At 47.4% G+C, this 18,980-nt stretch carries 17 protein-coding genes and 1 pseudogene; 7 read left to right on the forward strand and 11 right to left on the reverse strand.

Annotated elements, in window-relative coordinates; all coding sequences use genetic code 11:
- Nucleotides 1-62: 62 nt before the first annotated feature.
- The 3 genes and pseudogenes from QOS01_RS05175 (at nucleotide 63) to thiE (ending at nucleotide 2,065) form a co-directional block, all read left to right on the forward strand.
- Entirely contained in the window at nucleotides 63-596 is a 534-nt protein-coding gene (locus tag QOS01_RS05175) for a hydroxyethylthiazole kinase (protein WP_283621408.1), read from the forward strand.
- Nucleotides 586-1,400, forward strand: a pseudogene (gene thiD, locus QOS01_RS05180) (bifunctional hydroxymethylpyrimidine kinase/phosphomethylpyrimidine kinase). The gene QOS01_RS05175 and the pseudogene thiD overlap by 11 nt, the downstream one beginning before the upstream one ends.
- Complete coding sequence (thiE, locus tag QOS01_RS05185; RefSeq protein ID WP_283621391.1) at nucleotides 1,397-2,065, forward strand: thiamine phosphate synthase; 669 nt, start codon at nucleotides 1,397-1,399, stop codon at nucleotides 2,063-2,065. Before thiD ends, thiE begins: the two are co-directional and overlap by 4 nt.
- A 45-nt stretch (nucleotides 2,066-2,110) precedes the next feature.
- Here the strand turns inward: thiE and QOS01_RS05190 are convergent, their stop codons facing one another.
- The 3 genes from QOS01_RS05190 to QOS01_RS05200 all read right to left on the reverse strand — a co-directional run bounded on the left by QOS01_RS05190 (nucleotide 2,111) and on the right by QOS01_RS05200 (nucleotide 4,165).
- Nucleotides 2,111-2,485 carry a hypothetical protein gene (locus QOS01_RS05190; RefSeq protein ID WP_283621392.1) on the reverse strand — a complete coding sequence of 125 codons (375 nt, stop codon included), beginning with the start codon at nucleotides 2,483-2,485 and terminating at the stop codon, nucleotides 2,111-2,113.
- Nucleotides 2,452-2,763, reverse strand: coding sequence for a hypothetical protein (locus tag QOS01_RS05195; RefSeq protein ID WP_283621393.1), 312 nt, complete (start codon nucleotides 2,761-2,763; stop codon nucleotides 2,452-2,454). Before QOS01_RS05195 ends, QOS01_RS05190 begins: the two co-directional genes overlap by 34 nt.
- 160 nt (nucleotides 2,764-2,923) lie before the next feature.
- Nucleotides 2,924-4,165, reverse strand: a complete 1,242-nt coding sequence (locus tag QOS01_RS05200) for a chloride channel protein (protein ID WP_283621394.1) — start codon at nucleotides 4,163-4,165, stop codon at nucleotides 2,924-2,926.
- 101 nt (nucleotides 4,166-4,266) lie between these two features.
- On the opposite strand from QOS01_RS05200, the gene QOS01_RS05205 reads away from it, so the two are divergent.
- Both QOS01_RS05205 and QOS01_RS05210 read left to right on the forward strand, forming a co-directional pair.
- Complete coding sequence (locus QOS01_RS05205) at nucleotides 4,267-4,875, forward strand: phosphatase PAP2 family protein (RefSeq protein ID WP_283621395.1); 609 nt, start codon at nucleotides 4,267-4,269, stop codon at nucleotides 4,873-4,875.
- A gap of 112 nt (nucleotides 4,876-4,987) precedes the next feature.
- Nucleotides 4,988-5,296, forward strand: coding sequence for a hypothetical protein (locus QOS01_RS05210; protein ID WP_283621396.1), 309 nt, complete (start codon nucleotides 4,988-4,990; stop codon nucleotides 5,294-5,296).
- 65 nt (nucleotides 5,297-5,361) lie between these two features.
- On the opposite strand, the gene tpiA is transcribed toward QOS01_RS05210, so the two are convergent.
- The 3 genes from tpiA to QOS01_RS05225 form a co-directional block, all read right to left on the reverse strand.
- Nucleotides 5,362-6,147, reverse strand: coding sequence for a triose-phosphate isomerase (gene tpiA / locus QOS01_RS05215; protein ID WP_283621397.1), 786 nt, complete (start codon nucleotides 6,145-6,147; stop codon nucleotides 5,362-5,364).
- 57 nt (nucleotides 6,148-6,204) lie between these two features.
- Nucleotides 6,205-6,729 carry a peptide-methionine (S)-S-oxide reductase MsrA gene (msrA, locus tag QOS01_RS05220; protein WP_283621398.1) on the reverse strand — a complete coding sequence of 175 codons (525 nt, stop codon included), beginning with the start codon at nucleotides 6,727-6,729 and terminating at the stop codon, nucleotides 6,205-6,207.
- A gap of 149 nt (nucleotides 6,730-6,878) precedes the next feature.
- Nucleotides 6,879-9,197 carry a glycoside hydrolase family 31 protein gene (locus tag QOS01_RS05225; RefSeq protein WP_283621399.1) on the reverse strand — a complete coding sequence of 773 codons (2,319 nt, stop codon included), beginning with the start codon at nucleotides 9,195-9,197 and terminating at the stop codon, nucleotides 6,879-6,881.
- 173 nt (nucleotides 9,198-9,370) lie between these two features.
- On the opposite strand from QOS01_RS05225, the gene QOS01_RS05230 reads away from it, so the two are divergent.
- A complete protein-coding gene (locus tag QOS01_RS05230; RefSeq protein WP_283621400.1) occupies nucleotides 9,371-10,351 on the forward strand; it encodes a LacI family DNA-binding transcriptional regulator in 981 nt (326 codons plus the stop codon).
- Between the two features lie 84 nt (nucleotides 10,352-10,435).
- Here the strand turns inward: QOS01_RS05230 and QOS01_RS05235 are convergent, their stop codons facing one another.
- From QOS01_RS05235 to QOS01_RS05250, 4 genes are all read right to left on the reverse strand, one after another.
- Complete coding sequence (locus QOS01_RS05235) at nucleotides 10,436-14,062, reverse strand: mucin-binding protein (protein WP_283621401.1); 3,627 nt, start codon at nucleotides 14,060-14,062, stop codon at nucleotides 10,436-10,438.
- The gene (locus tag QOS01_RS05240; RefSeq protein WP_283621402.1) at nucleotides 14,062-14,277 is read right to left on the reverse strand and encodes a YSIRK-type signal peptide-containing protein; all 216 of its coding nucleotides are present in this window, start codon (nucleotides 14,275-14,277) and stop codon (nucleotides 14,062-14,064) included. Before QOS01_RS05240 ends, QOS01_RS05235 begins: the two co-directional genes overlap by 1 nt.
- A gap of 359 nt (nucleotides 14,278-14,636) precedes the next feature.
- Nucleotides 14,637-16,019 carry an SLC45 family MFS transporter gene (locus tag QOS01_RS05245; RefSeq protein WP_283621403.1) on the reverse strand — a complete coding sequence of 461 codons (1,383 nt, stop codon included), beginning with the start codon at nucleotides 16,017-16,019 and terminating at the stop codon, nucleotides 14,637-14,639.
- 17 nt (nucleotides 16,020-16,036) lie between these two features.
- On the reverse strand, nucleotides 16,037-17,719 hold the full coding sequence (locus QOS01_RS05250; RefSeq protein WP_283621404.1) for an alpha-glucosidase: 1,683 nt from the start codon (nucleotides 17,717-17,719) through the stop codon (nucleotides 16,037-16,039).
- 244 nt (nucleotides 17,720-17,963) lie between these two features.
- On the opposite strand from QOS01_RS05250, the gene QOS01_RS05255 reads away from it, so the two are divergent.
- A complete protein-coding gene (locus tag QOS01_RS05255) occupies nucleotides 17,964-18,284 on the forward strand; it encodes a hypothetical protein (RefSeq protein WP_283621405.1) in 321 nt (106 codons plus the stop codon).
- Nucleotides 18,285-18,476: 192 nt separating this feature from the next.
- On the opposite strand, the gene QOS01_RS05260 is transcribed toward QOS01_RS05255, so the two are convergent.
- Nucleotides 18,477-18,866 (reverse strand): iron-sulfur cluster biosynthesis family protein, encoded by a 390-nt coding sequence (locus tag QOS01_RS05260; RefSeq protein ID WP_283621406.1) that lies wholly within the window; start codon nucleotides 18,864-18,866, stop codon nucleotides 18,477-18,479.
- Between the last annotated feature and the right edge of the window lie 114 nt (nucleotides 18,867-18,980).

Below are 18,980 nucleotides of genomic sequence, written 5' to 3' on the forward strand. Positions count from 1 at the left end.
TACCAGCCATTAGAAGCCGAATTTGATAACGGTGCCGCGGCTGCAACCAGTCAGGAACACCTCTGGTTCTCGATCCGGTCGCTTGTGGCAGTACTGCTTACCGGGCCCAGCTGGCAAGACAGCTACTGGATCAGTATGCCTTTACAATCATTCGCGGGAACGCAGGTGAGATTGCCGCTTTGGCAGGCGAACAATGGGAAAGTCATGGGATTGATGCTGGTTCGGGTAAAAAGGACCAGGCCGAAGTTGCCCGCCGATGTGCGCACCTGTACCAATGCGTTGTCGTGCTCTCCGGAAAGGAGGACATTATCACTGATGGTAAGGCAATCTACCGAAACCAATGCTCCACCCCCTGGCTGGCGACTAACGTTGGCTCCGGTGACCTTCTCTCGAGTACCATTGGCGCCCTACTCGGCGTCGGCGTTGCACCACTAATCGCGGGACTAATCGGCTGCCGGATAATCACCACTGCTGGCACCAAGGCCGCCCAAGGTGCTAACGGACTCGGCATCTGGCAGGTTCGTTTCTTAGACGCCCTAAGCAATTTTAGCGATCAAGATTTAATGATAGAAAGGATCCTTACTGATGACGAATGATTTTCCACAGGCACTCACGATTGCCGGAACTGATAGTGGCGGAGGCGCCGGAATTGCTGCCGACTTTAAGACCATGCAGGAACGCGGTGCCTTTGCAACAATGGTGGTTGTGGCCGTCACTGCACAGAATACCCTGGGTGTTCAGGACGCCTTCCCAATGCCACCTAAAATGATTGACGAACAGTTTGCTTCGCTGGCGGCGGACCTTAAAATTCGGGCCTGCAAAACGGGGATGTTAGCTGATGTGCCCCGGGTTTTGGCAGTGGTCCGCAACCTCAAAAAGTATAACTTTGGCCCCGTCATCGTTGACCCGGTCATGATTGCGAAGGGTGGTGCCAAGTTATTGAGTGACGATGCAATTGCAACCGTCCGTGACCACCTCCTCCCCCACGCTAGTCTGGTTACCCCAACCTTCCTGAAGCTGAGGAATTAACGAGCCTAAAGATTACTACTGAGAAAGAAATGGAAAAGGCCGGAAAAGCGCTGCAAAACTTAGGCGCAAAAAACGTGCTGGTCAAAGGTGGACACTTCACAAACGCAAATGAGGCTAACGATTTTGTCCTGCTGGAAGACGGGCACAGTTTCTGGCTAACCGCCAACCGGATAAACACGAAGAACACCCACGGCACCGGGGACACAATCTCTTCTTGTATCACGGCTGAGTTAGCCAAGGGCCATTCAATGGAAGAGGCCATCCGAACGGGAAAAGAGTACGTAGAAGCGACAATCAGGAATGGGATTAACGTCGGTCATGGTCACGGGCCATTGAACCACTGGGCAAAGATTGGAAGTGAGCAAAAGTGAAATTCAACCCACGCATGCTTGAGACCTACCTAGTTGGTGGCACCCAGGATGTGAACAACGACCCCGCTGCCTTTCTAGACAAGGTTAAGCAGGCACTAAAAGCAGGGATCACAGCTTTCCAGTACCGGGAAAAAGGCACCAGTAAGTTAACCACAAATGAAAAAGTCGAAATGGCGCGGGCGCTTCGTAAATTGACTCACAAATACGGGGTCCCCCTATTGATTGATGATGATGAGGAACTCGCCCTAAAAGTCGCCGCGGATGGGGTCCACGTTGGCCAAAAAGATCAACGGATTGAGGAAGTCATCCAGCGCGCCCATGGTAAATTAATAATCGGCTATTCTTGCAATCAAGTGGACCAGGTGAAAAAGGCTAATGCACTACCAATCGACTACATTGGTAGTGGCCCGGTCTTTACCACTCACTCAAAAGACGATACGGACCCGGTAATTGGCTTACCAAAGCTAAAGCAGCTGGTTTCCTTAAGTAGCCACCCGGTCGTGGCAATCGGTGGCATCAATTCCGCCAACATGGCCCAGACACTGGCAACTGGGGTTGCTGGCCTTTCTGTCATTTCAATGGTGCTCCAGAGCAAGAATATTGGCTTGACCGTGAGTGAGATGCGTCAGTTGTTTAATCCGCATAGAAAGAATTATGTTAACTAGCTTATGTTAAAAAAGCGGTAAAGGGTTTTCAGCCCCTTACCGCTTTTAATATAAGGAAATTTGCCGAACCAAGTCGTAAGCTTGGGAGAAGAGGACCTCTTCATTCCCGAGAAAGATGCTAGCCTTAAGTATCAGGTCCAGTTCAGTCACTGACATCCCGAGAATATATTTTTCTCGTCTTTCAATCCAGACCGCAGGTTCCTCTTGGACACGAACCCGGTCGTAGAGGTACTTACGAAACTTTTCAACCTCAACCCCATATTGAGCCGCCTCCGCTGTATCAGCAAAGCGGTTTAAGAAGAACTCCCGGTCAAGTTCCTTTTTCGAACTTGGGTAACAAGCAACGAGCTCCTTCTCTAGTGAATGGTAGAGACGAAGCAGGAGGATTACAATCTCCTGCCGTTCTGCAACGTTTTGCACCTTTTTAAGCGCGAATCAACAACCAATGAACGGGTCGTCCCTAGAATACTGATCAGTATTTGCTGTTCCGCCGCACCGGGATTGATTCGCAAAGTTTGTTTAATTTTTGGATTTTCTAAGATCTCAATTGAGCACAGTATTTGCCCATTAAAAAGGTAATGAACTTCCGTCCCAATCAGCTGAATCTGTAGTCGATTAACCTGATTAGCGGGCACATACTTCACGTTCCAGGTTGTAAAGAAAGCCGCTAACCGGGCGAGCAATTCTTTAAATTCCATAGTGGGTTCCCCGTCTGACGCCACCCCATCTCCACCTTTATTATACCGTGAAAATGGTGTTTAAAGATAAAAAAGAGACCTAAAAAGAAGGTCTCTTTCGCATGGTAGGCAATCACTCTAACACCTCTTATCATACCAACTTTGTCATCTTTTCACAACATTAATTGGCCTTTTGTAATAATTTACTGATTGTAATGGACACCGCGACCCCAACTGCCAGTGGCAGGAGAGCCGTGTAATTGAGGTGGCAGACCTCAAATAGCATAAACATTGCCATCAGTGGCGCCTGCTGGGAAGCGGCAAGAAAGAGGGCCGCCCCCAATACGGCTGCCTGCGCGAGAGTTACTGCTGGGATAACCATCATGTAGCCAACGCTGACAAATACGCCTAAAACAGCACCAGCGGCAATTGACGGCGTTAGGATGCCACCATAACCACCACACTTAATTGTCCCAATGGTAATTGCTACCTTCGCTAAAAGGCCGAATAACAAAAGCAAAAGGACACGTTGGTTGACCGTCCCAGTGTTAATAGCAAGCTGGGCCAGGCCGCGGCCATTCCCCATTATTTGTGGATAAAAGCTCGCCACGCTACCGGTAATAAGTGATAAAATCGGTAATTGGACGAGAATATTCTTTTTTGTCGCCCGCTTCTCTTTAGCGAGCTTGACACCCTGCTTAAAAGCGGTCCCCAAAAGGCCACCAACTATTCCCAGAATGACCGCCAGGGGAACTGTCCCGAGGCCAAAATTACGAGAACCAACGAGGTAATATGGTGCATACCCCTTGACGATTGAACCAATCAAGGTTGCAATTACTGACATGGTGAGGCTAACTGCAACCACACGGGCATTCACCTTCTTGTAAAGCAACTCAATGCAGAAAACTGCCCCGGTCAATGGTGCAATATAAACACCCGCAAACCCGGCACCGGCCGCGGCAGCAATCAACAATTTCTGGTCATCATTGCTTAATCGCAGTCGACCGTTTGCAAGCCGCGTCCATTTCTGGGCAATTGCGGCACCGGCTTCCCGTGGCGCCAATTCACGACCAATTGAATTTCCCGTACCGACAAAGAAGATCTGGGTGCAAACGTGAATCAAGGTCTTACCAAGTGGCATTGTTTTCCCGGTTATGGCCTTTCCAATACTTACGGGATGATATTTGCGCTGCAAAAGATACCAGATAACGGCAGCAATAACCCCACCAATCAGAACAGAGATGAGCCGGTGGTGGCCACTAACAAACACGTTTACCGGCACCAGGTTAGTTTCCTTAAAGTCGAGGAAAAACTCCTCCGTGTAGTCTAAGAGGAGACTTAACAATAGAGAACTACAGCCCACTACGGTTCCCAAAACTAGGGTTGCAACTGTCATTGCAAAGTTATTTGATTTATCGTTCATGGGTTCACCGCCTTTTTTATAAACGTCTGTCATTATATCACGGCTTACCCTTTTGCCAAATCAATAAGGAAAATTTATGGATATCAGGTGATTGCTTTTTTATGACTATTCACACTAAAAAGAAATTATTTGCTGGGCTGGCTTGTTGGTTAGTGTTTGCTGGAATACTGGTTGGCGTCGTCACTGGACAAGGATGGGTTCGTGAGTTCGACCGTATCGGTTATGCGATTACCCAGCCGGTTCGACCATGGAAAACAGGTCTGCTGAGCATTATTACAACTTGCGGGGACCCGTTTGTAATTGACATCCTCACCCTCTTTCTTGTCCTCCTACTAGTTTACAAGCGGCGCTTTCGACAGGCCCTCTGGGTAGGTGCTATCCAGTATGTTGGTTACCTCTTAGTTATCGGCATTAAATACAGTGTCCTTCGCGTCCGCCCAATCCATCGTCTTGTTAACGTGGGCGGGTATAGTTTCCCTAGTGGACACACCTTTGCAATATCGATTTTTATGCTGACCATTTTATCCTTATTTTGGCCGGTGCTTAAGAAGCGGTGGCAACGTTACCTGCTAGTGATTGCTGTTATTTCGGTAATTACCCTCGTGATGCTTTCGCGGGTTTACTTACGCGCCCACTTTCCTACGGATGTTACTGCGGGACTACTTTTGGCCCTGGGCTGGTGGTTTTTCTTTACTGTTTTCGATATTTAATTTGTTGTTATTGATTTTAGTTAAAGTAAATAATATCTAATTTGTTTGATTAAGCGAGGAAAAAACGGTAGAATTTAACTATTATCTCTAAACTGTCTGGAGTCAATAATATATGGAAACAGCTTTTCTCTTTACCCTAACCACCATTTTTATCATTGAAAGTGTCTTTGAGGTACGCTATTACGCCCAGGTACGAACGATCTTTCTCCGGTCGGGGCGGGCTGTACCGACCAAAAGGGTCGCCTGGATTATCAAGGTCGAAAACATGTGGAGCTGGGGTTCATGGATTCTTCTTATCTTGATGTTCATCCTTCCAGAACGTTTCACCTTCCTATTGATCTGCGTTATTACCCTAATTGAAACCTGGGTGATTTACGAACTTCGCAACGCCCGTAACTATGCGGAAAAGATTAATAAATAAGTACAAGCAAAAAGCAAGAGGCTGGGAAAATATAGCTTTTCCTCAGCCTCTTGCTTTTTTACGAATTACTTACCTGCTTGCTGGTTTGCCTTTCCATCATCAAGGTAGTTAACCATCTTCAGAAAATTATCAACGTCTAAACTTGCCCGACCAATCAGGACCCCATCGATATCCGGTTTGGCCATTAGGTCCTTTATATTATCAGGGTTCACGCTTCCCCCGTACAGGATCCGAATCTTGTCGGCAATTTCGTAGGTATAGTTATCGGCAATCGTCCGCCGGATTGTCCGGCACCCTTCCTCCGCCAGGGCCACGTTAGCGTGCTGACCAACACCAACCGCCCAGCTCGGCTCATAAGAAATAACGACGTTGCGGATCTGGTCTAAAGAAACCCCGTGGAGGACACTCATAAGTTGTTGGAAGACGTAGTGGATTTCACCATTGACTTCTTTTTGAACCATCGTTTCATCGGTACAGATAATCGGGGTGACCCCCATCTGGAGGGCTGCATTGACCTTCTTGTGGACAGCAGCGTTATTTTCACCAAAGAGGCGCCGCCGCTCAATATGACCCAGCATTGCGTAACTAGTCCCTAAATCACGAAGCCCCCGTAGACTGATTTCACCCGTAAAGGGGCCATTGTATTCTGCCGCTGCGTTTTGGGCAATGATCTTCAAGCCCGAATTACCAGCTGCCTGGACCATACTGTAGAGGGCAAATGCTTGCGGAGCAATTCCGACTTCCACCTTTGCCGGGTCGGGAAGTTTGTCCTTAATCTGGTTTACAAAGTCAACCGACTCCGCAATGTTCTTATGCATTTTCCAATTGGCGGCAATAAATGGTTTTCGCATGATTCTTCCTCCGTCCGCTTTTTCCTCTATTATGGCATACTGGCCACTTAAATGCACTTAGTCTTTCCAGTGTTCCTGCTTAAACTGGGCCCGACCACCTGCCTCTTCCAAAGCATAACGTTGCGGATTCTTCTTGTAGAAATGCTGGTGGTAGTCCTCAGCTGGGTAAAAGGGCTTTGCATCCTCAATTTGGGTTACAATCTTAGCATCCCCAAACTCACTGCTTTCCTGCAGTGCCTGCTTCGACTTTTCCGCAATCCGCCGTTGCTCAGGGCTATTGACGAAGATAACGGGACGGTAGTTATCTCCCCGGTCTTGGAACTGCCCCATTGCATCCGTGGGATCCGTCTGGTGCCAGTAAATCGTGACCAGTTGGTCATAGGAGATAACATCCGAATCAAAGGTAATTTTAACCGCTTCAGTATGCCCCGTCGTCCCGCTGGAAACCTGTTCATAGGTCGGGTTGGCGACGTGCCCACCGGTGTAACCGGAAACAACCTTCTTGATTCCCGGATAAGTGTCAAACGGCTGAACCATACACCAAAAACAGCCACCCGCAAAAATTGCCGTATCTAAACTCATATCAACCACCCTTTTCTCATACTCCCAATTATGTCATTGAGAATTTTACTAATTTTCTATATTTTAGCCATTTACTACCTAAAAACAAAGCAATCCGCTCACGTCAGAACCAGGTGACACAAGCGGATGCTTACCGTAAAATTAAATTTTTACTTTGCTAAGTGGTAACTTTCTTCCTTGCTATCGTAGTCAAATTCAAAGCGACCGCGGTCTGTTTCTACGTAAATCCGGTCATAGGTTGGTTGGTAACCATGCTTATGAAGCTGTACGGTAACCTGGCCGTCAGCAGCGACTTCTACGTAGTATTCGTTGTACTCGCCTTCTTGGTACTTGAAATCAAGACCGTTATCTTGGTAATGTTTATAGGCACCGCAATCACCAAAGAGGCGGAAGGTCATTACCTTCTCCGGCTGGTCGCTAATGTGCTTGACCTTATTACCCCATGGTAAAATCGTATCCTTCTTAATGAAGAGTGGCAGCTTCTCGATTGGGGCATTAACCATAATTGTCTGCTTACCTGAGTATTCAGCGTTGTTCCAGAAGTCGAGCCACTTCCCTGCCGGTAGGTAGACTAGGCGCTTGTCAGCTCCCTGGTTTACGATTGGGGCAACCAGGATGTTAGTCCCCACCATGTATTCATCATTCAGCTGACGAACAGCAGGGTCCTGGTCGTAGTTAAGCACCAGGGGCCGCATTACTGGTAAGCCGGACTCTGTCTCGTGACGCAGTTGGTCATAGAGGTACGGAACAAAGCGGTAACGGAGGTTCAGGTAGTCACGGTAGATATCAAGGGTTTGCCGGTCAAATGCCCATGGCTCCTGGTAGCGGGTCCCCATCTCAGCATGGTTTCTGAAGAGCGGAACAAACAATGAGGCTTCGAGCCACCGGGTAAGCAATTCCGGCGTGGTGTCCTTCTGGAAACCACCAATATCGGTCCCGGCAATTGCAAAGCCACTCATTCCTAAGCTATTCAGCTGGGGGATTGCCAACTGAAGGTGGGACCAGATTGACTGGTTATCACCCGTCCAAACGGTGGAGTACTTCTGGGTACCAGCAAAGGCCGCCCGGGTGATGATGTATGGCCGTTTACCAGTTGCATCCTTCATTCCTTCATAAGCTGCCTGTGCCTGCAAGTGCCCAAAGACGTTGTGCATCTTGGCATGGGTGCTCTTTTGATCACCGTCACTGAAGACCAGGTCCTTTGGCAGTTCGCCATCAAAGGAGGCTGGTTCATCCATATCGTTCCAGACCCCACAGGCCCCCATGTCCGCAAAGAACTTGATGTGCTTTGCCCACCACTTGCGGACTTCTGGACGACCAAAGTCTGGGAAGACCGCGTCACCAGGCCATACCCGGCCGACAAAAACGGTTCCGTCAGGGTTTTCCACAAAGTAGCCCTTTTTGACCCCTTCTTGATAAATGTCGTAGCCATCTTCATCCTTTTTGACTCCGGCATCAAGAATTGGCATTAGGCGAATTCCCCGCTTCTTCATCTCAGCAACAAATTTCTTGGGATCCTGATACTTCGTCGTATCCCAGGTAAAGTCACGGTAACCACGCATGTAGTCAATATCCAGGTGAATAACATCGATTGGCAGGTGGTACTTTGCAAAGCCATCAGCAATGCTCTCTACCCGTTTGTCACTAGTACTGTAACCCCACCGTGACTGCTGGTAACCGAGGACCCACTTCTGTGGCAGCGGGGTAACCCCTGTCAGGTAAGTATAGTTAGCAACAACGTCCTTCAGAGTGTGACCACCTAAGACGTAGTAGTCGATATTCCCGTCAGCTGCAGAATAATAGTAATAGTTCTCGCTTTCCTTACCGAGGTCGAAGTGACTCTTGTAGGTATTGTCAAAGAAGAGGCCATACGGGTGACCGTCTTTGAGACCGTACATCACTGGGATTGACTTGTAGATTCCCTTAACCGATTCGTTATGAACCTGACCAAAATCAACGTTCCAGTTGTCGTAGTCATAACCCCGTTTATCCAGGAAACCAGGCTTGTCACCTAGGCCGTAGAACTGTTCATCCGGACTCAGGGACTTAATGATCTCGTAGTGCCGGTCATCACTCTTCCCTAAGAGGTTAATATCGTGGCCTTCAGCCAGGACCGTAGACTTGTGCTCGTCGTCCAGGTCGTTTGCCAAGGCCTGCCGGCGACCCCGGTAGTCCATTACTAATGGATTACCCTCGCCGTCAAAGAAATCGATGTGACGGCTGTCATAAGCTTTAACGGTCAGATCCGGGGTGCGCACTTCGATGTGGTCCCCCTTATTATCAACCGTGTAGTTTATTTTGTGGTGTTTATCACCCTGGATTGCATAAGAATTAGTCGTGCAGTTCCGGTCCATAAATACGCGAATAATTTGACTAGTTAGGATGTCTAAAACCAAATTATGGCCATCTTCATAGTTCAGCGTTACTTTTGGTTCACTACTCTGGTAGCCAGTTAAGCGATTAGTCATTTTCTTTCTTGCCCCTTCCGGATTTTTTATTAAATGCAATTTCTTTACATTTCTTACTTTACCACTTTTTGCAAACGTTTACAAATACATTATCAATAGAATGTAAGCGTTTGCGTATATTGCAATTATTTAATATAATATGGGTAAGATAACTAGTGGGAGGAGATAAAATATTGAAACCAACTATTAAAAACATTGCGAAGGCTGCTGGTGTTTCCACAGCAACAGTCTCGCGGGCACTTTCCAATAAGGATGCTGTCCTAAAACCGTCTACTGCTAAAAAGATTCGCCAAATTGCCCAGGAAATGGGCTACCACAAGAATGTGGCTGCTTCACAATTGGCTTCCCACATTACAAACACGATTGCAGTAATCATTAACTACCACCAAACTAACTTTTGGAAAGACATCGTTAACGGTATCCTCCAACGAGCCCACGAGTTAAACCACAAGGTGATCATCTTTTCCGCGGGGAATAATGACTCTGCCCGTCTGACTGAGACGGTTAACGAGGCCTTGGAGCACCAGGCAACCGGGATTCTCCTTATTTCCGGTAAGATTGAACCCGCCCAGCTAAAGATCCTTGATAAGGCCCGCATGCCCTACCGCTTAATCTCAATTTATGACCAGCAGCATCCGGAACAACGCTTTATCAGTTCAGATAACGTTGCGATTGGCGAGAAGGCAACCAACTATTTAATTGCCCATGGGCACCAAAAGATTGGGATTGTGGGAATTGACCATTCATCTACCGGGCAGCAGCGGCTCTTTGGTTATCAGCGGGCAATGACGGCCGCCCAACTGACGATTAACCCCCACTGGATTTGCTACGGTGACTATGGTTACCAAAACGGCCAGGAACTTTTCGAAAAGATTGAGGGACACGGGTTAACCGCAGTAATTGCCGGTAGTGACCTGACGGCCGCCGGGCTGATCAAGGCCGCTACCAAGCACCACATCCACCTCCCCGACCAGTTGTCCATTATCTGCATTGACGGTTCCATGATCTGTGAAATCACCAATCCAACCCTCACCAGTGTCACCCAAGACTTCTACCAGATGGGTGTTAAGAGTGTCGTTAACCTTCTTAATAACAAACCCTCACTTTTCATCCCAACGTCAATCCATGAGCGATCAAGTGTCAAGAATATTTAACACAAACAAAAGGACCCAGTCTTCATTGGTTTGAAGGCTGGGTCTTTTTGTCACCTAATTATATTAATTTAGTGAAATTTAAGCTTAATTTCTACGCTTCTTAAATCCAAGTCCAAGGCTACCCGCAAACATTGCGGCAAGAGCACCAGCAACGATGCCCATGTTCCCTTTACGACCAGTTTGTGGTAACTGGCGGTTAGGTTGCTTAGGCGTCTGCGGTTCAGTTGGTGCCGTCAACTGAGTTGGTTGTACTGGATTGGTTGGTTGGGTAGGTCGCGTCGGTTGGGTTGGACTTGTTGGCGCAGTCGGTACTGTCGGCCGTGTTGGTTGCGTTGGCACTGTCGGCTTTGTCGGCTGAGTCGGTACCGTCGGCTTTGTTGGCTGCGTTGGTACTGTTGGCTTTGTCGGCTGCGTCGGCACTGTTGGCTTTGTCGGTTGCGTCGGTACCGTCGGCTTTGTTGGCTGCGTTGGTACTGTTGGCTTTGTCGGCTGAGTCGGCACTGTTGGCTTTGTCGGTTGCGTCGGTACTGTTGGCTTTGTCGGTTGCGTCGGTACCGTTGGCTTTGTTGGCTGTGTCGGTTGCGTCGGTACTGTTGGCTTTGTCGGCTGCGTCGGTACCGTTGGCTTTGTTGGCTGTGTCGGTACTGTTGGTCTAGTCGGCTGCGTCGGTTGGGCCTTCTTGGAATATAGGACTAAGAATTCGAGGTCGGGTGAGTTATGCTCAACGCGTTGAGCTTGAATGACTGACTTATCAGGTGTGTAGTCCCTAATCTCCGGACTGGTTACCGCTTTAAACTCTTGAGCAGGTGTCCACTGACCGTTCCAGACAACAACATTGGTAACCATGTCCTTGTAACCGGTTTGGGTAAACGAAAGTGGCTTGGCTACAAAGTCCGGAGCTGCAGTCTTACCAGTATCCTTGTACCGATAGTGAATAACCTCGTTAACCTTTACTGTCCGGCTCTGTGGCGCATGAGCGTGGAAGTAATAAACGTCAACTTCTCCACCAGGGACATTCGGCTGAGCAGCCTTCTTCTCGACTACCGCAGCATCCTGCTGATTGCTCTTCCGGCTAAATGATGGCAATTTCTCATAACCCAGGAAGGTGAGGTATGGGGACTTAACTGCCGAATAGTCACTAGCTTTAGACGTCACAACCCACGACTTTGCTGGATCCTTGGTTTCTACAAGCAAGTTGTTATTAGCGTCTTTTTTACCAGTAAGGTTATAGCCCACTACCTTATTATTCATTACTTGGTCCACAATTGCGGTTTGCTTCCAGGATACTGGCTGAACAACCTCGTCAGCAAGCTTTGTCTTTTTATTTAATTCTTCGTTGGTTTGGGCATCGAAATACTTAATGACTCGCTGCTCACTGCTAAGGTTCGTTACCACTTTTTTAGCATGCTTAACATGGACAACAAAAATCTGGGAAGGTGCTGCCTGTTGATCTTCAATGTTATCAAAATTGCCAAACTTGTATTGTCCTAGTTTGGCTCCGTCCACCGGATGCTTTTCATTCGTCCTGGAAATGCCAACATAGATGTAATGCTTATTAAGCAAGTCGTTCAATTCCTGCTGGTCATTGCTAAAGGCAATTGCATCCCCGGTTTGACCGGCGGCGTTGATTGGCTGTGCAAGTTTATCCAAAAATGCTTGAGCATCATCATCATGGTACCGAAGCAGGGCCCGCTGGCCACGGTCATAGATCAGGTAAACATCAGTATGATCCTTATCCGCCTTAGTAGAAGGAACAACTTCCTCAATACCCAGCTTCTGAGTTGCCGGCGTAATATACCAGATGTTACCATCCTTGTCCTTAATAGTCTGTCGGTTTTCGTCATTAAAAGAGACGGTTGACTTACTCAATGTGGAGTTTTCACCGGCTTTTGGCTGCCACGTAACTTTTTCTGGCTCCGCTGCGGGGTTGATAACGTAAACCTTGTCATCCCCCTTATTAACATGTAACTTGTTGTCGTTCTTGAATTTCTCTAGGGTTACAACTGCAACAGGCTTACCCTGAGCGTCCTGGTATTGACTACCACTGAAACTAACGGACTGATCGACTTTCTTAGCAAGATCAACCAGCTTGGCCGGGTCGGGTTGATTAGCGTCAGCTTTTTTGTAATAAACCGTCCGCGTGGCTGTCTTGGAGACATGCTGTAGCGCTGCCGTACGGACAAACTGGAGGGTAAAGCTTGTCACATAGGTATAAGGGTCACTAGCCTTCTTAGTCCCCTGTCCGTATGTACCGTAACTTATTGTACCCGTGCTATCATAAAGGTTAGAACCATTATACTTACCACTGGTTAAGGTTCCCTTGGATGCACCAACCAGCTGGTAACCATCTTCTTCAAGTTTCTTAATTGCATCCGACTGGCCGTCAAAAGTAATGTCTGTACTTCCAGAGGCATTTTCTTCATCGTGACCGTTCAAAACACCGACCCCGTGCCTCGTGTCAAGTGATGCAACATCACCCGTATTGGTAATATCTGCAAAGTGAAGGGTTGCCTCGTAAGCGATTTGGTGGGTAAAGCCATTACCACCACCCTGGAAGACTTTCGAAGTTGACTTGTTGATCTGAGTTCCAATACCATCAAACTTTCCTGATGCCCGGTTGTAGGAAATTGAAGGGCCATCACCCGGTTTTGTCCATGAAACCGGCATGTTGTAGTCCAACAGGATATCGAACTGAATAAAGAATGTTGAATGGGGACTCTTAACTGTACTGTCCTCATTGTTACCGACATTTACTGAGAAATTGTGTGACTGCCCATTAGCGTCCGTTGAAAGTTTAACGTGGGCCATGTTACTTTCGTTCAGATGAATACCGTTAACCAGCGGCGGTTCGGTTCCGTCATGCTTTGCCTTCTGCAGGGCCGCCTGATAATCACGCCAGGAAAGCTGCGTTGTCGAATTGTTAACGGTCACTGTCAAGTGGTCTTTCAGGAACTGTTCAAATGCCGGGTCTTCGTTAACAAAGACACCGTTTACGCAGTCAGTAATCTTACTATACGATTTATAGATGCTTACCCGCTGACCGTTCCCGTCGACGGCATTTGGCTGGTAGACCCGGAAGACCTTAATGGTATCCGGCAGCATCGTCTGGCCCTTTGACAGGTAAGCCGTAAAGTCTGCGGTCTGCAGGGGGCTGAGGGTCGTACCTTTGGTGTTACCCGCCTTCCCGTAGTTCCATTCAATCATGTACTGCATTACTTCGCGGTTGTCAGCTTCCTTGCCTGTCGTTGCCTTTGTACCGCTAAGAATATCATGGGTATTATCAAAGTTCGTCTTTACTTTATGAACATCCTTGGCTGCCCAACCATGGGCAATTTCGTCGGCGACAACATTGTCCTTATAAGGGATAATAATCGGCTTGACCGTCGTTGTGTTAACGGTGGTGCTCCCCCGCTTTGTTGTGATGACCAGTGGCGTAGGCGTATTATTCTTTACATCATCGGCGTATTGCAGGGCAAAGTGCAAGTCAAAGTTGATGTCCAAATCTTTACCCACGTTCGACTTAACCGTAAAGGTCCCATTGCCATTGTTTGTAGCAGTCAGGTCATTGCTCAGCTGCTTGCTAACGCCGGTTTCCCAGTCAACAACTGTCCACTGACTCGGATTACTGTAAGAAATCGTGATTGGTTGACCAGCTGGTAAACGATCATTCTGGTAATTGACCGTCACTTGAACATTGTCATTACGAGCCATTACTTGCTGACCGTCGGCGCTGCCGCAGGAGTAGCCGTCGTTTCACCCGTCGTTGCCGGTGTAGTCGGGGTATCAGCATCTGCCTGGGCACCGCCCACAAAAAACGTAACCCCCAATAAAACAGAAGCCACGCCGACAGTCAGTTTGCGGAGCGCAAACCGCTGCCGTTGGGGCTCCATTCGCTTCATATACTCATTTTGATTATTCTTTGACATAGAACTTACCTTCTCCCATAACATTCATGTTTACATTGGCACCTAATTCCACTTATTTGCCATTGAAAATGCAACCATAAATCATCATGAAAACTATACTTCCATTGCGGGTGATAGTCAAGATAGGGGTTGGTAATAAACACTGTCAAATAGCGCCTTATGACCATTAATAGGGCCCATAGAACATCAAAAAGGCAATATTTAAATTAGCTTATATGAAATAAATATCAACATTCATGTTATCGACTTAAAAGTAATTTTTGTCTATTATCAATAAATTTGTATAATATAAAAAGGATGCCATCCCGTCATTTCAACGGTTAAGCATCCTTTTCTATTGATTAAATTTATAAATCCGTTTACTTAGCTTCTTCACTAGCCTTTTGTACCGTGACCCCTTCATGAATTCTTGGAACAACGAGGGCCCCGACCAGAAGTGATAATCCAGCGATCAGCATCATCATTGTTTGGTTGTGCCCCACGAGTGGGAAAATGATGAAGCTGCATAGGGAGGCCAGGATCTGGGGAACACAGATTCCGACATTAAACAGGCCAAGGTAGGCTCCTTCGTTCTTCCCGTTTAATGAGGAAGTCAGTAGGGTAAATGGAATCGTGTTAATACTAAAGTTAGCAATTCCAAAGAGAATCATTGCGATGATTGAGAGAGTCTTGGAAGTGATAAACGCCATGCTGCCGAGACCGATAGCACCGAGGACCATCCCCAAAACATACCATTTCTTCCGGGAGTTAGCCTTGGCTTTGGCGTAGAGCAGGCCCCAAATAATACCAGCGATACTGTAAACGGCGGTTAAGATCCCATACCAGTTACCAGCGGCCTGGTAGCCGGCAGAGCTGACGTCAGTGGTGTGCCAGATATTCTTGGCAACCGTCCCGGTCGTGTAAGTCCAAACATACATAATTGCAAACCAAGAGAATAATTGGACCAGGTTGATTTCCCAGAAGGACCGGGGTGCCTGCTTAACGAGCTTCCAGAGACTGACCTTCTCGTGCGCCTCATTGACGTCGATGTGGTGGTAATTGGCATAAGTCTTCGGATCGTATTCCTTAACGTTGAAGACGGTCCACAGTCCCGTAATCAGCAGGACAGCAGCGGCACAGAGGTAAGCCCAAATAACAGTGTGCGGAACAACTCCCCGCTTAGCCGTGTTGGACATCCCAAACGCGGTGAACAGGAACGGCAGGATCGTGGCGAGAATTGCCCCACCATTAGAGAAGACCTGTTGCCATGACCAAGCGGCGTTCTTTTGCTTGTTGTTAACCATGTCACCAACCAGCATCCGTAATGGCTGCATGCAGACGTTGGAGAACAGGTCCATGAAACAGATAGCAACGGCGGCGTAGGTCATTGCGGCCAGCGAACCATACCCGAAGCCAAACGACCCGGAAAACGGTAGCATGATCAAGACTAAGGCCGCAATTGGGGTCCCAAAGAGGAGGTATGGTAACCGCCGACCGAAGCGGTTCCAGGTCCGGTCAGACAGTTGACCCAAGATCGGCTGAACAATCATTCCCATTAACGGTGGGAAGATGAAGAAGAAGCCGAGGCTGTTTGGGTTAGCACCAATCGTCTGACAAATCCGGCTCATTTGTGAGCTTTGCAGTGAGAAAGCCATGTTAATTCCAAAGAAGGCAAATGTAATTGAGAAAATTTGGCTCTTGGATAATGACGGCATCCCCGCATCAAGATCAATTCGATTATCTTCGTTAGTCTTTTTATCCATAATAACTATCTCCCAACTTAGTATTGGTAAACCTTTGCTTCATAAGGACGAATCGTCTCGCCCGCATCATCAGCATAGTTAGTAATTAAAAGTTTGGCACCGTCCGGAACGTCGTAGTGGCGTTGCAGTGTTTGGTCGGTGTAGTTGGTAATGACGAGCAGGGTGGTATCAGCATTTTGCCGGCGGTAGGCAAATACAGCTGGATCATCCTCGTTGCCAGCGACCAATTGAAAATCACCGTTAGTAATTACCGGAAGCTCATGACGGAGTTTAATCAACTTCTGGTAGTAATAGAAGATTGAGTTTTGGTCCGCCAGCGCCTTTTCGACGTTGATGGTCGGGTAGTTCGGGTTGACCTTTTCCCATGGCGTTCCAGTGGAGAAGCCCGCATTCTTGCTATCATCCCATTGCATTGGTGTCCGCGCGTTGTCCCGACTATGCATTGCCAGATACTTCAGCATCGTTTTTCCATCAAGGAGGTGCTGGTCGTCAACGAGCTGGTGGTATGCGTTAATCGACTCAAGGTCAACGTAATCTGCGAGCTTGTCGAAGTAGACGTTTGTCATTCCAATCTCTTCACCCTCGTAAATATATGGGGTTCCTTGCTGGAAATGCAGCATGGTTGCCAGCATCTTGGCAGACTTTAGACGATTTTCTTCGTTACTGTCATCACCGAAGCGGGAGACAACCCGCGGCTGGTCGTGGTTATTCCAGTAAAGGGAGTTCCAAGCGGTCCCCATCAGGCCCTTCTGCCACTTTGTGAAGTTAGCCCGCAGGTCAACCAGCTTCGTCTTCTGATCGTTCCACTTCCCCAGTGCCGGGTTACTATTGCCATCGAGCCCCATGTGTTCAAACTGGAAGATCATGTTAAGCTCCTTATTATCCAGGTTAGCGTATGCCTTAGCCTGTTCCGGTGTGGTCCCGGGCATTTCGCCGACCGTAATCATCTTATGCTTACTCATGACATTACGGTTCATCTCCTGCAGGAACTCGTGCATCCGCGGACCATTAGGTACAAGTTTTTCAACGTTGGCGTACTTTTCATCCCCCGTCAGTGGCCCATCAGTGAGTTCCTTTGGCTTGGAGATCAGGTTGATAACGTCCATCCGGAAGCCATCAACACCCTTGGCAGCCCACCAGTTCATCATATCGTAAACACTGTGGCGAACGTTTGGATTTTCCCAGTTCAAGTCGGGTTGCTGGGGAGCAAAGAGGTGGAGGTAGTACTGGTCGGTTTCCGGATCGTACTTCCAAGCCGGTCCCGAGAAGTAGGAACCCCAATTATTGGGTTCCTTACCATTCTTACCATCCCGCCAAATGTAGTAATCCCGATACGGGTTATCCTTGCTCTTCTTGGATTCTTCAAACCACTTGTGCTGGTCAGAGGTGTGGTTGACAACCAGGTCCATCACCAACTTCATTCCGCGGTGGTGGATACCATTAATTAATTCCTGGAAATCAGCCATGTTACCTAAGGTTGGGTTGATTGCCTGGTAGTCACTAATGTCGTACCCGTTATCAACTTGGGGCGACTTGTAGATCGGGTTCAACCAGATAATGTCAACTCCAAGCTTCTTGAGGTAGTCTAAGCGGTTAATGATTCCCCGGAGGTCACCAACTCCATCACCATTACTATCCTGAAAACTCTTCGGGTAAATTTGGTAAACAACCGAGTTATTCCACCAATGTTTATTTTCCATCAATAACAGCACCTTTCATTCCATGATTGCTTTATGTAACCGTTTGCATTTCCTACAATTCAAATAATAACACTATCATCCAGATAATCAACCCTAATTATGTAAACGCATTCATTTTTATATAAGTTCTTAGTAAAATTAACTCTACAAGCTTATATTACTGAACTTTTTTACTGTCCTATTGTACTTTAATGCCCGGTTTGTCTTATAATAAAAAGGAAATTGCAAAAAAGAAGGAATTATAATGCTCGATAGTCTAACCAGCCTAATCCTGGTGTTTGCATTTGGTTACGGCCTATCACGGAATTTTAAAAAGGGGAACTATGCTTATTCCTTTGTTATGTATGCTGGTGCGGTCATCTTTTACGCCAACCTTTATCATACATTAAGCGGGAGCTTGGCGTTTTGTACGATGATGGTTGCCCTATTTTTAGCAATTATTTTGGCCATTGTCTTTATCTACCGCGCCATCCAAGCAGATAACGGGAACCGCCATTACTGGGGAGCAACCGCTTTGTGTGGGATTTCAATTATCCTCGTAATTATCTTTAAGTTCATTCTCTAACTACGGAAGAAGGGACAAATCTTACAAAGCAGTTGAGTAGCTTGACAATCGGCCGGATATGCAAGTTGAAAAAGCTACAGCGCAGTAAACAAAGGGACGCTAGCATTCGGATTTTTCCGAATACTAGCGTCCCTTTTATGCTTTCTAAAGACTTGCTTCGCAGCGAAAAGCAAGCTATTTCTGTTTCACTACTTAACAGTCATGCTGACCACGCGACTTTTCCGGGAAGTTACCGCGACTGTAATCAACCACCTCAACGTTTTCTGTCAGGGTCCTCCTGTCTGAAACCAACGGCAGAGTAAAGAGGTGCCGATTAAAGCGAATCGTCATCTGGTCATCAAACTGCGCGCGTGATTCCCCCTTTATCTTTACCGGTCCCAGATTTGAATCAATCTGAGTGTCGAAATCCTTCAGGTTTAGCACCTTGTCAATAAAAATTAGCCGGTAACCACCGTCGAGTGAGCAGCTACCAACGGCAGAGAAGGGGCCGACCCCGTCCTCAAAATCAAGCAGGATTTGCTTGTCTTTAGCTACGTACTTCTTCAGGCGTTCAATGGCCTCTGTGGTGAAGGTTAATTTCATTGTCCTTATCCCTCCTTGAAAGATTGGTATTTTAATTCCCGGTTTGTAAAATTAAGTTAGAAAAACAAAAAAGCCATTTGTGATAGACTTTTGAGTATCCCTAATCAAAAGAAA

The organism is Limosilactobacillus avium (genome assembly GCF_947381485.1).
Taxonomy (GTDB): Bacteria; Bacillota; Bacilli; order Lactobacillales; family Lactobacillaceae; genus Limosilactobacillus; species Limosilactobacillus avium.